Raw genomic sequence first — 14,673 nt, 5'->3', positions numbered from 1 at the left:
TAATCACTCTTTTTTATCATTCACCTAATTAATAAATATTACCTCTAATAATCGTTTGTGAACGTTTTGGACCTACAGATATTATTTTAACTGGTATTCCCGTTAATACTTCAATTTTTTCAATGTATGCTTTCGCATTCTCAGGAAGCGCATCATAACTTGTGCACTCAGAAATATCTTCAGTCCAGCCTGGTAACTCTTCATAAATAGGTTCACATTTTCCAAGTACATTGAGGCTTGCAGGGAAGTTAACAATTGTTTCTTCTCCATACTTATACCCCTTACATATCTTAACTGTTTCAAATCCAGTTAAAACATCAAGTAGCATCAGTGCGATACAAGTCATCCCGTTTACTCTTGCGGAATATTTCACGATAACAGTGTCTAACCATCCACATCTTCTAGGTCTTCCAGTTGTTGTACCAAACTCATGACCAGCAACCCTGATACGATCGCCCGTTTCATTTTCAAGTTCAGTTACAAATGGACCTTTTCCAACACGCGTTGTATACGCTTTTGTTATTCCTACTACTTCACCAATTTGATTTGGACCAATACCAGAGCCAATTGTAAATCCACCTGAAGTTGGATGTGAACTTGTCACATATGGATAAGTACCGTAATCAAGATCAAGAAGTGTACCTTGGGCACCTTCAAGTAAAACTTTCTTGCCTTCTTGCAGTGCATCGTAAACTACAACTGATGTATCAGTTACAAAAGGCTTAATCAACTTAGCAAAAGTTTTATACTTAGCAACCATCTGGTCTGCATCGAGTGCAGTTCCATTATAGATTTTTGTGATGATTTTGTTTTTTGCTGCTATTTGTTTTCTAAAGATACCTTCAAAGATTTCTTCATCTACAAAGTCACAGACCCTTATGCCGCTTCTCTCAACTTTATCCATATAACTTGGACCGATACCTTTCTTAGTGGTACCAATCATATCCGCACCTCTTGCTTCTTCTGCAAGACGGTCAATTTCTCTATGATATGGAAAAACAACATGTGCTCTATCTGATAATTTGATTGAATCAATTGAAATTCCTTTGTTTTTTAAGCCTTCTATTTCATTTAAAAAACCTTCTGGGTCAAATACAACGCCATTTCCAATCACATTCACAGTATTTTCATTTAAAATTCCTGAAGGTATAAGGTGTAGCGCATACTTCTGATCACCAACAACAACTGTATGGCCAGCATTGTTTCCGCCTTGACCCCTAACAACAACATCTGCTTCTTTGGCAAGATAATCAATCACTTTACCTTTTCCCTCGTCACCCCATTGAGCACCTACGATTACAACTGTTGACATATAAACACTCCTCTTCAAGCTATATTTAACTTTGACAAGCAAAGCTTACTACATTTTTATCCATAGTCATATTAACAGACTCCTATAGTAATGTCAACAAATGTCCGAATTATTTTTAAATGTTAACATTTTTCATTCGTGTTTACTGGGAAATATCCTTTTAATACTGCATCAATGCGAGGCTTTACGCTCCAAGATTCTTTGAATGCCTTATAATTAGCGTAATCTTCACATTTCTGCTCATGTGTTTTTTGTGTTAAGAAACCTCTAATCAATATATTTTTAGGTGTATGTTCTAGATCGATGAATTCTACCATTTGAACATTATAACCTACTGCCTCTAACGCACATGTTCTTAGTGTGTCGGTTACAATTGTCGTTAGTTTATCTTTAACGATGCCGTGCTTTAAGAGCGGTATCATTGTCGGATTATTTAATTGACCAAACAATTCATGTTGGCAACAAGGCACAGCATAGATCACTTTGGCATTCCAACCTACCGCTTTAGCAATCGCCTCATCAGTAGCAGTATCACACGCATGAAGCGAAACAACCATATCAACTTGATCCGTTATACTGAAATCTTTGATATCACCCTTTTGAAAACTTAGCCCATCATATTTCAATGTACTTGCAACTTGACTACAATATTCAATTACATCTTCTTTCAGATCAAGCCCTATGATCTTTACTTTTTTTTGCTTGATCTTCACTAAATAATAGTAAAGTGCAAATGTTAAATATGCTTTTCCACAACCAAAATCTATGATTGTTGGTACTTCCGGAAGATATGGAAGAGCATCTTCAACAAATTCAAGATATTTGTTGAGCTGTCTATACTTATCATATCTCTTTTTCACAACTTTTCCGTGTTCATCCATTACCCCTAGAAATTGCATAAAATCACAAGGAACACCTTCGGGAATCAAGTAATTCTTTTTCCTATTGTGACTGATGTCGACTTTAAATCTAGTAGGTACTTTTTGAATAACCGTACCAACACCCTTTTTATTAAAAAGGATCTGAAGATCCGCTTTAACAGTGAAAATTTGAGCTTGTTTAAAATAAGCACCTAAAAGTGCCTCTACTTTAGCCAGTAATGCATCTTGATTTAAGTTCTCATGTAAAACCTTTTGTTCATATTGATAACTTAACTGATAGAGAACTTCACCTTTTATTTCAACCGGTTTAATATCTAATTTTATAAATGATTTTTCAACGCCTTTTTTAACATTACTAAAAACTGCGTAAATTAACTCTCCTGCGTCGATTGTATCTTTTAAAATTTTATCGCTATATGCACCCATTTTCTTGCCTCACTTTATATTCCGAATTGTTGCATGTTTATTTTATCTGTTTAAACATATTATGACAAGTCTTTGTATAAAAGGCGCATCTTTAATATAATTATCACTTAACTTACATTGTATCTGACCTCGTTTGCATTGTATAATAGAAGAAAACCTATTTGTTAATCGCGAGGTATGTTATGCCAGATTTTTGGAGTCATCATTTTGCTGCTTTGAAAGCAAAGGAAAGACTAGCCGAAAAACAACTTGTTTTCGTTACATGGCCAGATGATTTAAACAACTTATACGCACTCGGTTCACAGGGCCCAGATTTTTTTTACTACATTAACAAAATGAATCCGCTCACTAAACATCACTTTTCAGTCATGGGAAATAGAGTTCATGAAGAAAACATAGCAGGGCTTTTTTTTGAGATGCTTACCCTTTTACTAGATAATCCATCTCAAGAATGGATTGCCTATATCAGTGGATTTATGAGTCATTATATCTTAGATGTTCATTGTCATCCATTGATCTGTGCACTTGGCCCCAAGCCTGATAGTCACAAACGCGTAGAAATGGATTTAGATGCACTTTGTCTCTATAACTATTGGCACCTGACATTTGATGCACTAGAAGTATCTTCATTGACTTGTTCTCATGAAACTTTGCATATAGGTTTTGTTTCTCTTTGGGAAAAAATCTTACCGTTGTGTTACGATGCTCAAATCCCACCAAAATTTATCAGTAAAGGTCACTTTGACTTATTAAAAGTTCAGTCTTTACTTGTGAAAGGTGTTATTGATAAATTGCCTTTTACAAATAGCATCAGCAAAATTTTACATTATGATCTAGATAATTTGCGTTTCCCAGATGTCAAGAACGAAAACTTGAAGATGAATCGCAAATACGACGAATTTATTACGCATTATGAACTTGGCATTTCAGAAACAGTATTGGCGTTATCTGCTTTAGATGAGGTCATATCAAAACAAATTTCCATTACAACATTTATAGATAGATTCATAAAATTTGATTTTTTAGGGGAGGCACAAGATTATGTACGATCAAGCACTAAAGCAAAACAAAGATAGTATGATTCAGTCACTTCAGGAACTCATTAAAATCAAAAGTGTAAGAGAACCAGCAAAAGGTGATATGCCCTTTGGTGAAGGTATTCAAAAATCTCTAGAGTATATTTTGGCGCTTGGCGAAAAAATGGGATTTAAAACCAAAAATATTGACAACTATGCTGGTTATATTGAATTTGGGGAAGGAAAAGAAATGATTGGTGTTCTATGCCATCTCGATGTTGTCCCAGAAGGAGACAACTGGACTTTTAACCCTTACGGTGGCGAAATCAGTGAAGGCAAACTGTATGGTAGAGGAACTTTAGATAATAAAGGACCTGCAATTGCTTCTTTATATGCCATGAAAACTTTAAAAGATTCCGGTTTCATTCCAAAGAAACGAATAAGACTAATTCTCGGAACAAATGAAGAAAGTGGCAGTGCTTGTATTAAACATTATCTCAGTAAAGAAGAAAAACCAAGTGTGGCTTTTAGTCCTGATGCTGACTTTCCTGTTATTCATGGTGAAATGGGTATCATTGTTTTTGATCTAGAACGCACTTTTGAAGATGCAGATCCAGACGGAGGTATAGAAATCCTTTCACTAAAAGGTGGTAATGCACCAAATATGGTTCCTGATTACGCTGAAGCAAAACTACTTGAAACAAAACCTATCAAGGAAATCGTTGAAGCATACAATGCTACTAGAAATGCACATATTGACTATACAAAAGAAGGCGAATATACCATCTTGAAATCGCATGGTATTTCAGCACATGGCTCAACACCAGAAAAAGGTGTCAACGCCATCTCTCAGTTGGTTGGACTGCTTGACTTAATTGACATTCAAATAGGTGACCAATCAAATTTCATCCGTTTTTTGGCAAATCACATTGGCATGGATACAGATGGAAAAAATATGGGCGTTGGATTAGACGATGCATATAATGCACTGGTTCTCAATCTTGGCATGATCGACTTGGATCAAAATTCTGGCAAAGTTACTATCAACATCAGATATCCAATCACATTGAAAGAACTCAAGATTAAACTTGGAATTGATAACACAGTTAGAGGCACCTATATAGAAATGAAAAATTGGAAATGTGCACCACCTTTATTTTTTCCACCATCGCATCCATTAGTAGAAACACTCATGAACGTATACCGTGAGAAAACAGGTGATATAGATTCAAAACCAATTACTATTGGTGGGGGCACCTATGCTAGATCGATGCCCAATGCAGTTGCTTTTGGCGCATTATTTCCAGGAGCAGTAGATACCATGCATCAAAAAGATGAATACATTGTAATTGATGATCTATATAAAATGACAGATATCTTCACTTTAGCAATTAAAAAATTAAGCGAATAAAACAATCAAGTTAACACTAAAACAAAAGCTACACAAGGAATATTATACCTTGTGCAGCTTTTTTATTTATAATAATTTCTTAAGATAATCTCTAAAGTCTTCTGATAATTCTTCATTTCTAAGTGCATACTCTACAGTGGCTATTAAATAACCCAGTTTATCCCCTGTATCATATCTCTTGCCCTCAAACTCATATGCATAGATTTCTTTCTGTTCATTAAGTTTCTTCAATGCATCGGTAAGTTGAATTTCATTCCCTTTTCCAGGTTCTGTATTTTCAATCATCTCAAAAATATCAGGTGTTAGGATATACCTACCCATAATTGCGATATTTGATGGTGCTTCTTCAACATTGGGTTTCTCTACAAGGTCTTTAACTTCATATAAACTATCTCCGACTTTCATACCATCGATAATCCCATATTTGTTAACTTGATTTTTATCAACAGCTTGGACACCTATAATTGTACTTTCATATTGCTCATACATTTCCGCAAGTTGTTGTATACATGGTTTTGAAGAATATACCAAGTCATCCCCTAAAAGCAAGGCAAAAGGTTCATTGCCAACAAAAGTTTTCGCACAAAGCACTGCATGGCCTAGACCGCGTGCATCTTTTTGTCTAACATAATGGATATTCGCCATGTTAGAAATCCGCTCAGTAAGATCGTATAACTCTTCTTTTCCGTTTTCTTTCAAAAACAATTCAAGTTCTGGCGAACGATCAAAATAGTTCGCTATTTCTTCTTTATTTCTACCGATAATTATCAATATATCTTCAATGCCTGCTTCAATTAATTCTTCTACATTATAATGAATCGCAGGTCGATCAACTATGGTTAACATTTCTTTCGGTGTGGATTTTGTTGCCGGAAGAAAACGCGTACCAAAACCTGCTGCGGGTATAACTGCTTTTTTTACTTTCATGAATAGTCCTCCCAAAATACTTTTAGTTGTTTTTCAAATGAATCAATAGCGGTAAAACATTTACCCCAATCTCTCGGTAGTGTCCTTCTATAATAAGGCGTTTGATACCTTTGATCTATTAGGACTACAACACCTCTATCTTCTTCACTTCTGATAACTCTACCAGCACTTTGCATCACTTTGTTTACTCCAGGATATTGATAAGCAAACTCAAAACCATTACTTAATTCATAATCGAAATAATTTTTAATAAGGTTATTTTCAAAGCTAATCATCGGTAATCCAACACCGATGACCATCACACCAATTAATAGATCTCCTTTTAGATCGATGCCTTCAGAAAAATGACCTCCTAGTACTGCAAATCCGATTAATGACTGTGAATCAAGCGAAGTATGACGTGCTGCACCAAGTTCAAACTCATTTAAAAAATCAGCTTTTTCTTCATCATTAAGTTCACGTCTTTGTCTTATTATATCATATTTGAAGCCATAAAGCGCTTGAAACAGCTCATGGATTTGTTGCATATAAGAATAAGAAGGAAAGAAAACCATATAGTTGCCACACTTAGCACTGGCCATTTGATGTATATATTCTACAATTTTAGGAATTGCATCCGTTCGATCTTTAAATTTAACAGAAACATCAGTCGCAAACATAAGCTTTCTTCTGTTAGTATCAAATGGCGAAGGTAGCGCTAAAGCTTTTGGTTCCATCTCACCGGTTAACAGCGTGCTGTAATACTTTAAAGGGGACAGTGTTGCAGAAAAGAAAATCGTAGCTTTTGAATTATCGATAAACCTCTTTAGTTGTGAAGATGGATTAACATTAAAAAGTTTCACCACTGTACTGGGTTTATCCCCTTCTACCATATAAAAACTATAACCATGGTCATAAAGTTCACTTATACGCATGTAACCAATTATATCAAAATAAAGTTCGAGGATATCATCATAAAATTCAGCTTGATGATTTTCTGATAACCATTTTTCAAAAACTGCAGCTCTCTTCTTAACCTGTTCATACACATCGGATATTTCATCGTCATGAACATAGATTCCTTTTTCATCACATTTTTTGCGTACATTTAGAAACATCTTGTTAATTCCATCTAATGCTTTAGAAATTGATTTATCGTTTTTTTGCAATTTCTTTTTCACATCAAAGAATTTGTCTTTGTGAATTTCAGCTGAATACATCGTTCTCGCACGATCTACCAAATTGTGAGCTTCATCAACAAGAAAGACATAGTTTTCTGTAGGGAACTCAAAAAATCGCCTTAAGTACACACGAGGATCAAAGGCATAATTATAATCACAGATAATAACATCCGAAAAAAGTGCACAATCAAGGGAGAATTCATATGGGCATACCTTATGTTTCTCAGCATACTTAATAATTATATCTTTATTAAATGTACGCTCATTTACAATAATATCCCAAAGTGCATCTAGGCTTTTATCAAAGTATGAAAGAGCATACGGACATTTTTCAGGATAACAAGTCACTTTTTCATTTAGGCAAATCTTTTCCTTAGCTGTTAAGGTTAACGCTTTGAGCCTCATCTTTCCAGCAGATGAACTATAAAGTAGTTCAATGGCTTCTTCTGCAACTACTTTGGTTATTGTCTTTGCGGAGAGATAGAAAATACGATCTACAAAGCCCTGTGACATACTTTTAATACTCGGAAACAAAGTAGACATCGTTTTTCCAGTACCGGTCGGGGCTTCAGCGTATAGCACGCCACCGTCTTTAATCGTGTTATAGATAGATACAGCAAGTGGTCTTTGGCCGGCTCTGTAGTTATCAAAAGGAAATTCAAGTGTATCCAGACTTGAGTCTCGCTTGAGTTTCCAATCTCTTTTGAAAAACAGCCATTTTTTATAAAGTTTTACAGTGTCATGTAAAAACTGCATCAACTCATCCCTAGTAAATCGCTGTCTTAACCGTTTGATCTCATTGCTTTCAAAATGGGCATAAGTAAGTTGAATCTGAATTTCCTCTAAGTCATTTTGTTCGGAATAAATTGCACCATAAATCTTAGCTTGAGCCCAATGAAGGGGGTGCGTATCCACTTCTATTTCTTCAAGGAACTGAGAAGTACCCTTGATTTCATCGATAATAAAACCTTCATCTGTTTCAAGAATGCCATCTGCTCTTCCATTAACTAAAAGTTCTACGGATCCAGAATTATCCTCTATTAATATATTCTTTTGAAGTGTTACTTCAGCTTGATAGTCTATGCCTTGTGATTTTTGAATTTTTTGATGAATTTTTATACCATCTGCCATCTTAGATTTACTTTGAAACCGCATATCTAAATGACCTGATCTATAAACAAATTCCACTAGTCCTCTTACTGATATTTGAAATTTTTGAGAGTTCATATCGTCATCCTTTGTGAACGTATGTTCGTAAATTCATTGTATCAAAAAAAAGAAAAAAGAGCCAGTAAAAGCTCTTCATATGGTTGTTTCGTCTTAATTTCTTATTAATCATTTAAAGCGACATAGAGTGTTTCGTTATTAAGAACTTTTCTTGAATACGATGTACTATACGTTTTATAAGCCTCATAGTATTTACTCAAATTTCCAGAACCTCTATTGTATGCCGATAGGATTCTATCATAGTTTGCACCATACGTATTCATAAGCTCATCCAAGTATTTGATGCCCAAGGCTAAATTATACTCTGGTTCAAATATACGCTCCGGATCATAGGTCAAGCCCAGCTCTTCACCAAATTGAGTGGCTAAATACTTTTCTGTGACAGGAATAATTTGCATATAACCCCTATCCTGTGAACTACCCACTGAATCTTTAGTGAAATTGCTCTCAACATCGATAATCGCAAGCACCAATGAATATGGAATATCATACATATCCGCATACTTAACTAATACCAATGCACTTTCATAATCAAGTGGAGTTGCTTCTGAAATTTCTCTTGCCTTTTCAAGTTGTGGTGATTCAATCGCATCAAAATCTACGAATTTTGAAATTTCCATATAATCATCAACCATTGGCTTTTGATTTTCTAATGTTTGATTTGCAACTTTTAGCATTGTTGATAAATTATTTATTTCTTCTTCTTGAGAGTTTATTTGCGCATTTAATTGTTGAATTTGATTTTCATAAGCTTCTATTTTTTTATTCGCTTCAATTTGGTTTATACACAGTATACCTACAACCATAAATAGACATACCGCGGCTCCTAAAAAAATCTTATTAATTGACTTCATGATCTCAACCTTTCTTAAAAATAATATGAACATAGCAAATGCGCTATGTTCCATCATGACTTACAAATTATATCACAAGCTTTTGAACTGTCAATTAAGAAAATGTAACTTATGTTGTTAACCACTAAACAGCTTTTGATTTTTCCTTTATTTACCACGCTTGAAAACGTTGTATTTAGTCATTTAGAACATACGGTTGCTAAAATGCACACAATTGTATTGTCAACATCATACAAACGAAAACCCATATTGTTCCAATTCGCCTCTAAAGCCATGAAAAAAGCGAGCTTGACGGATGTCAAAAGCTCGCTAAATTTAGTGGCATTTTATGCTTTTTTAACGGTTATTTTCATAAAAAGTATACTCATATAGGACAATTAACTCATATAATGCGGATCGAGAGGTAGTTTCAAAAATGGTTTCCACGTCTTCTGCCATGTATGTATCATTATACTCCAATAGAATATTTCCAATAATTTCTTTAAAATATTCATCCATATAACTGGATACAGCTTCATTTATTTTTCTCTTCAGCTCTTCTGAATCAAGGCTTTCAGGCAAATTTTCAATTTCAGAATAGATGGCTTCATGATGTACATTCACATCAAAAACACGCATTTCCTCCATAACTCTTGCCCTTACCAAGTCCATTTCTTCAGTTGGTGTTGGCACTTCAAGTTCCAATGTTTCTTCCGAAGAAATTTCAACTTTAGGGTTAACCTTTGAATCAGAAGCGCCACATGCTGAAAGTGTAAGCACTATGCATAAAATGAATAACATTGAAAGTCGCTTTTTTCCCCGTTTGCTATTTAAGGTCATCAAGGTTTAAACCTACTATTTTGATAAGCTTGCATTTTTTGCAGTCTATTTGTATCAATTTGAGTATTTTCTACTGATTGCGCTTCGCTTTTAATTACTGTAGACTCTTTTTTTTGTAATTCATTGATCAAAACGCTAATGGTATCGCTTACTTGTGATTGCTTTGCAACTTTATATTTTCTACGAATTTTATCCATATCCCCAGATGCAAAAGCTAAAATTATATTTGCTTCTTTAAAACTAATTTTTTCGTCTATTAGATCAATCACTTGATCAATTAAAGGTTGATTCGATTCCTTTTTGCTCACAAACCCTTGCTTGGGTTCATCATCTCCACCAAGAAGATAAGCAGCCATTTGTCGTCTTCGATCAGCTTCAGGATTTTCAGAATATGAATGGTTGAAGTCACTTGATTCCTTATTGGATTTATCTTCACGATTAACAGGATGATCTTCCACTGGTTTAAAAAAGCCTGCTTTAAAGTCATCAGACTCTTCATTAATTGGTCGAGAAATTTCTATTGCTTCTTCATTTCTTACAACATTACTCTCTCTTCGCACTAGTGTTTCACCTTCATAATCTTTCGCTAAAAACCCTTTAATTCTCAGAGAATCAAAAGCACGTTTAGCTGTATTTAAACCACACCCCATATAATTTGCAAGTTGTATAGAGGTTAAATGCGCTTCTTCTCCTTGACTCATTAAAACCAGCAAACACATCTTTTCATAGATGTCTAATCGATCATTTTTGAAAATTTCTTGTTCAATGGCTTCCCAAATCTCCATTTTACCCTCCAAACTCGCACCTGTCCTTATTGATCCAACACAGTGTTTACAGTTTACACTTTAAGTTCAAAATCCTTAAATAGCAACATTTTACTAGCGATCTTATCATTTTTTTCACTGGAATTGTAAGACTATTTAAGTTTTCTTAATTCTAGTTTAATCTATTAACTGTATTCTGTGAAATACTTTTTTGCCTTTTCTAATCATAAGTTTATCATCTTCAAATTGTGCTAAGTCTACAACTAGGCCAAAATCAGCAACAACTTTATCTTGAACATGTATGCCATTTTGCTGAACCAATCTTCTGCCTTCACCTTTTGATGGGATTAGACCAATTTCTAAAAGTAAATCTAATAGAGAAACTCCATCGACAAACTTTTTTCGACTCATCTCAGTAAAAGGTACATTGGATGACTCTCCACCACCTGCGAACAAAGCACGGGCAGCTTCTAAAGCCTTATTTGCTTCTTCTTCACCATGAACGATTTTTGTAAACTCAAAAGCAAGTACTTCTTTTGCTTTATTGATTTCAGACCCTTCAAGTGCCGATAAACGCCTCACTTCATCCATAGGTAAAAATGTTAAAAGTCTTAAACAATTATCAACATCTGCATCTTCAACATTTCTTAGGTATTGGAATAGCTCATATGGAGATGTCTTCTCTGGATCGATCCAAATTGCACCTTTCTCAGTTTTTCCCATTTTCTTTCCATCACTGGTCAAAAGCAATTTAAAGGTTAATCCAAACACTTGTTTACTGTCCATTCTTCGAACTAAATCTACACCAGCTATGATATTCGACCATTGATCATTTCCTCCAAATTGCATCTGACAATCAAGTCTTCTTTCAAGTTCAAGAAAATCATAAGCTTGCATAATCATGTAATTAAATTCTAGAAAACTCAATCCCTTTTCTAGGCGTTGTTTAAAACATTCTGCCGTAAGCATTCTATTCACTGAAAACTTACTTCCAATTTCTCTAATAAAAGGAATGTACTGAAGCTCATCTAGCCAGACAGCATTGTTTGCGATATAGCCTGACTTACCATCTAATACTAAGTACTTCTCCATTTGCTTTCTAAGCCCTTCACCATTGCTTACGATATCTTCTGGTGTAAGCATTTTTCTCATATCTGTTTTGCCTGAAGGATCTCCAATTTTTGCAGTACCACCACCAATTAAAGCGATTGGCTTATGACCAGCACGTTGCATGTGCATCATGACCATAATTTGTATAAAATGACCAAGATGTAAACTATCAGCAGTTGGATCAAAACCAATATAGAAAGTTGTACTTTCCTTCGAGAGTAACTCTTTAACTTCTTCTTCATGTGTCACTTGTTCAATGTAGCCACGTTCCATTAATACATCATAGATATTTTTCATCATCTCACCTCTACTATTTTTTCAAAAAATAAAAGGGCTCTCCCATCAAAGGACGAGAGAACCCGTGTTACCACCTTACTTCATGCTACTTAGATAAGCAGCACCTCAAACCAGTTATCGCCTGGTACGTAGTGATTTCTCACTATAGCTCCTGGGGCATAATTCAAAATATACTGTGCTGGATTTGCACCAAACATCCAGTCTCTAATGTCACACATATACTTTTACTTAACCCATTCAACGCTCTTGTTTAATTATTGTAAAGTATAAATAATTTTCACAAAGATGTCAAGCATCTTTTAATAAAGTAACTCCTACATCAAAACTTCTACGTTTAAATCTCTATTCTTAATAAGGTCAACAAACAAATCACCAACTTGAACAGTTGGTCGTGTTGGATAGTTAGTATCCACATAAACGATGGTTCCTTCTCTTCCGTCTGATAATTTAACGTGTTTTCCCACGAAGTATTCTGAAAGTCGCTTGATGAATACATAACAAACTTCTGAATCAAACAATTTTCCACTTGACCACAAGATATAATCAGCTGCGAGCAGTGGTGAAATTCCTTTTTTATATGGTCGATCTGTAATTAATGCATCAAACACATCACATACCATGATAATTTTAGCAAAATCATGAATTTGATTCTCACCCAATCTAAGAGGATAACCAGAACCGTCTAATCTTTCGTGGTGATGAAGTGCTGCATACTTAATGTTCGATGAAATTCCTTTTGTCTTTAACAAAATACTATATCCAAATTGAGCATGCTTTTTAATAAGTTCATACTCATCCAGGGTTACATTGGTTGGCTTTTGAAGCACAAAATCAGGGATATTTAACTTGCCAATATCAAACAAGAGACCTGCTTCGCCTAACTCAATCAGTTCAACATGTGAATACCCTAACCACTTGCCAATCATTGTTGCTAAAATCGAAACTCTAATTGAATGCTGAAAAGTATAATCATCATTTTCTTTCAGTTGATTAAGTCTCATTAAGACATCGTTATTTCGGATCATATCTGGTAAAGTTTCTTCTACATTACGTCTTATGCGCTCTAAATCCAATTCACCTTCATCTCGAATTTTATTAAAAACTGATTTGGTATCTAAAATAGACTTTTCATGTTTTACATCAATCGGAATATTGCCCTCACCAGTTAAAACGTGAATCTCCATATTTCGATTGACCACACTACGAATAGTAGGTTCATATATCTGAGCTTCGATCTCATCTAAATCACTTTTAAGTTTATTCATGTCAAAATTGCTAGATGAGACTTTAGCTGTGTTAATAATCTTTTCAAGATCTAAAGAGGTTTCTTCAAAAGGCTCGTTTTCATCATCAAGGACATAGATATCCATCAAACCCATCTTACTGATCAATGCAATATGTCTTTGAGTCAATCTTGTGCCTCTACTTAATAATTCTACTATTCCTTCAGCATCTACTATAGGCGCTCCTAAAATCATGCCCTCTTCTAAATGATTATATTCTACTTTTCTCACTATAGTCACCATCAGCTTTCTTAAAATAAGAGTTTATTTTATTCACATATTGCTTGTTTCTATTATACATAAGTATAAGATTATTTCATACTACTCATTAGACTTCACTTTTAAAGAAAATGGTAATCATACCTGGTCCACAGTGCGCGCCAACTGCACAGCCAAGTTGAGTAATTATAAATTTACGTGTTCCATATACTGTTTCAAAATGGGTTTTTACTTCTAAAGCTTCTTCTTCATTTAAAGTATGTGCTATCCCAACAATTTGTTGATCTAGTTTAGTTCCGCGATTTGCAATATACTCATACAACTTAGAAAGAAGCTTTTTCTTACCTTTGGCTTTATCAAAAGGAACAAGTGCGCCTTCTTGAACATGGAGGATCGGTTTAATATTAAGTATATTACCTATGATTGCTTGGGAGCGACTTACTCTACCACCTCTAAGCAAATATTCCATATCATCCACAGAAAAAACATGCACCATATGCGAGGTTGTCTTTTGTATATAATCTAATATTTCATCAAGCGTTGCACCATCTTCAGCCATTTTAGCCGCTTCTACTACAATTATACCCAAACCAAGTGAGACACACTTAGTATCAATTATTGTCATCTCAAACTCAGGGTATTTTTCTTTAACTTCTTCATATGCCAAAACTGCTGATTGGTAAGTCCCTGAAAGTACAGAAGAAAAGGCCAAATAAATGTAATAATCTTCGCTTTGTGCATAGTTCTCAAATTTCTCTATAAAATATACAAGTGGGATTTGAGCTGTTTTAACAACACTTCCCTTTTTCATAGCATTATAAATAGTATCTGGTTCAATTGTAACATTGTCTAAATATTCTTTTCCATCTAAATAAACAATTAGTGGCAATACTTCTACATTTGATGCATCTATCACAGCTTTGGGTAAGTCAGATGCACTATCTGTAACAATTTTTATATTCATTTT

The 14,673-nt window shown here is 34.6% G+C and carries 12 protein-coding genes and 1 other annotated feature; of the genes, 2 read left to right on the top strand and 10 right to left on the bottom strand.

Annotated features, from left to right (window positions below):
- Positions 1-28 precede the first annotated feature (28 nt).
- Both QE109_RS10035 and QE109_RS10030 read right to left on the bottom strand, forming a co-directional pair.
- The gene (locus tag QE109_RS10035; protein ID WP_281094335.1) at positions 29-1,312 is read right to left on the bottom strand and encodes an adenylosuccinate synthase; all 1,284 of its coding nucleotides are present in this window, start codon (positions 1,310-1,312) and stop codon (positions 29-31) included.
- Positions 1,313-1,434: 122 nt separating this feature from the next.
- Positions 1,435-2,619, bottom strand: coding sequence for a class I SAM-dependent methyltransferase (locus QE109_RS10030; protein ID WP_281094334.1), 1,185 nt, complete (start codon positions 2,617-2,619; stop codon positions 1,435-1,437).
- A 182-nt stretch (positions 2,620-2,801) separates the two neighbouring features.
- Here QE109_RS10030 and QE109_RS10025 point away from each other — a divergent pair, with 182 nt between their 5' ends.
- Positions 2,802-3,695 (top strand): zinc dependent phospholipase C family protein, encoded by an 894-nt coding sequence (locus QE109_RS10025; RefSeq protein ID WP_281094333.1) that lies wholly within the window; start codon positions 2,802-2,804, stop codon positions 3,693-3,695.
- Entirely contained in the window at positions 3,661-5,046 is a 1,386-nt protein-coding gene (gene pepV / locus QE109_RS10020; RefSeq protein WP_281094332.1) for a dipeptidase PepV, read from the top strand. Before QE109_RS10025 ends, pepV begins: the two co-directional genes overlap by 35 nt.
- 66 nt (positions 5,047-5,112) lie before the next feature.
- On the opposite strand, the gene galU is transcribed toward pepV, so the two are convergent.
- The 8 genes from galU to QE109_RS09980 all read right to left on the bottom strand — a co-directional run bounded on the left by galU (position 5,113) and on the right by QE109_RS09980 (position 14,670).
- Positions 5,113-5,973, bottom strand: a complete 861-nt coding sequence (gene galU, locus QE109_RS10015) for a UTP--glucose-1-phosphate uridylyltransferase GalU (RefSeq protein ID WP_281094331.1) — start codon at positions 5,971-5,973, stop codon at positions 5,113-5,115.
- Positions 5,970-8,360 (bottom strand): ATP-dependent DNA helicase, encoded by a 2,391-nt coding sequence (locus tag QE109_RS10010; protein WP_281094330.1) that lies wholly within the window; start codon positions 8,358-8,360, stop codon positions 5,970-5,972. Before QE109_RS10010 ends, galU begins: the two co-directional genes overlap by 4 nt.
- A gap of 104 nt (positions 8,361-8,464) precedes the next feature.
- Positions 8,465-9,214, bottom strand: coding sequence for a lytic transglycosylase domain-containing protein (locus tag QE109_RS10005; RefSeq protein ID WP_281094329.1), 750 nt, complete (start codon positions 9,212-9,214; stop codon positions 8,465-8,467).
- Positions 9,215-9,550: 336 nt separating this feature from the next.
- Positions 9,551-9,994, bottom strand: a complete 444-nt coding sequence (locus QE109_RS10000; RefSeq protein WP_281094328.1) for a peptidylprolyl isomerase PrsA family protein — start codon at positions 9,992-9,994, stop codon at positions 9,551-9,553.
- A gap of 38 nt (positions 9,995-10,032) precedes the next feature.
- Positions 10,033-10,818: a hypothetical protein gene (locus tag QE109_RS09995; protein WP_281094327.1), complete on the bottom strand. Its 786-nt coding sequence runs from the start codon at positions 10,816-10,818 to the stop codon at positions 10,033-10,035.
- A gap of 156 nt (positions 10,819-10,974) precedes the next feature.
- Positions 10,975-12,204 carry a tyrosine--tRNA ligase gene (gene tyrS / locus QE109_RS09990; RefSeq protein ID WP_281094547.1) on the bottom strand — a complete coding sequence of 410 codons (1,230 nt, stop codon included), beginning with the start codon at positions 12,202-12,204 and terminating at the stop codon, positions 10,975-10,977.
- Between the two features lie 45 nt (positions 12,205-12,249).
- Positions 12,250-12,454, bottom strand: a binding site (T-box leader).
- A 64-nt stretch (positions 12,455-12,518) separates the two neighbouring features.
- Positions 12,519-13,718 carry an HD-GYP domain-containing protein gene (locus QE109_RS09985; RefSeq protein ID WP_281094326.1) on the bottom strand — a complete coding sequence of 400 codons (1,200 nt, stop codon included), beginning with the start codon at positions 13,716-13,718 and terminating at the stop codon, positions 12,519-12,521.
- Between the two features lie 97 nt (positions 13,719-13,815).
- Complete coding sequence (locus tag QE109_RS09980) at positions 13,816-14,670, bottom strand: DegV family protein (RefSeq protein WP_281094325.1); 855 nt, start codon at positions 14,668-14,670, stop codon at positions 13,816-13,818.
- Between the last annotated feature and the right edge of the window lie 3 nt (positions 14,671-14,673).

The sequence above is a fragment of the Fusibacter bizertensis genome (assembly GCF_029914245.1).
Taxonomy (GTDB): Bacteria; Bacillota; Clostridia; order Peptostreptococcales; family Acidaminobacteraceae; genus Fusibacter_C; species Fusibacter_C bizertensis.
The sequence above is the reverse complement of the archived record's forward strand: the minus strand, read 5'-3'. Positions and strand labels throughout refer to the sequence as shown.

Excerpts from the sequence above, each read along its gene's own strand:
- QE109_RS10010 (WP_281094330.1), bottom strand. The coding sequence starts at position 8,360 with ATGAACTCTCAAAAATTTCAAATATCAGTAAGAGGACTAGTGGAATTT.
- QE109_RS10005 (WP_281094329.1), bottom strand. The coding sequence starts at position 9,214 with ATGAAGTCAATTAATAAGATTTTTTTAGGAGCCGCGGTATGTCTATTT.
- QE109_RS10030 (WP_281094334.1), bottom strand. The coding sequence starts at position 2,619 with ATGGGTGCATATAGCGATAAAATTTTAAAAGATACAATCGACGCAGGA.
- QE109_RS10025 (WP_281094333.1), top strand. The coding sequence starts at position 2,802 with ATGCCAGATTTTTGGAGTCATCATTTTGCTGCTTTGAAAGCAAAGGAA.
- QE109_RS09995 (WP_281094327.1), bottom strand. The coding sequence starts at position 10,818 with ATGGAGATTTGGGAAGCCATTGAACAAGAAATTTTCAAAAATGATCGA.
- QE109_RS10000 (WP_281094328.1), bottom strand. The coding sequence starts at position 9,994 with ATGTTATTCATTTTATGCATAGTGCTTACACTTTCAGCATGTGGCGCT.
- tyrS (WP_281094547.1), bottom strand. The coding sequence starts at position 12,204 with ATGAAAAATATCTATGATGTATTAATGGAACGTGGCTACATTGAACAA.
- QE109_RS10035 (WP_281094335.1), bottom strand. The coding sequence starts at position 1,312 with ATGTCAACAGTTGTAATCGTAGGTGCTCAATGGGGTGACGAGGGAAAA.
- QE109_RS09980 (WP_281094325.1), bottom strand. The coding sequence starts at position 14,670 with ATGAATATAAAAATTGTTACAGATAGTGCATCTGACTTACCCAAAGCT.
- pepV (WP_281094332.1), top strand. The coding sequence starts at position 3,661 with ATGTACGATCAAGCACTAAAGCAAAACAAAGATAGTATGATTCAGTCA.
- galU (WP_281094331.1), bottom strand. The coding sequence starts at position 5,973 with ATGAAAGTAAAAAAAGCAGTTATACCCGCAGCAGGTTTTGGTACGCGT.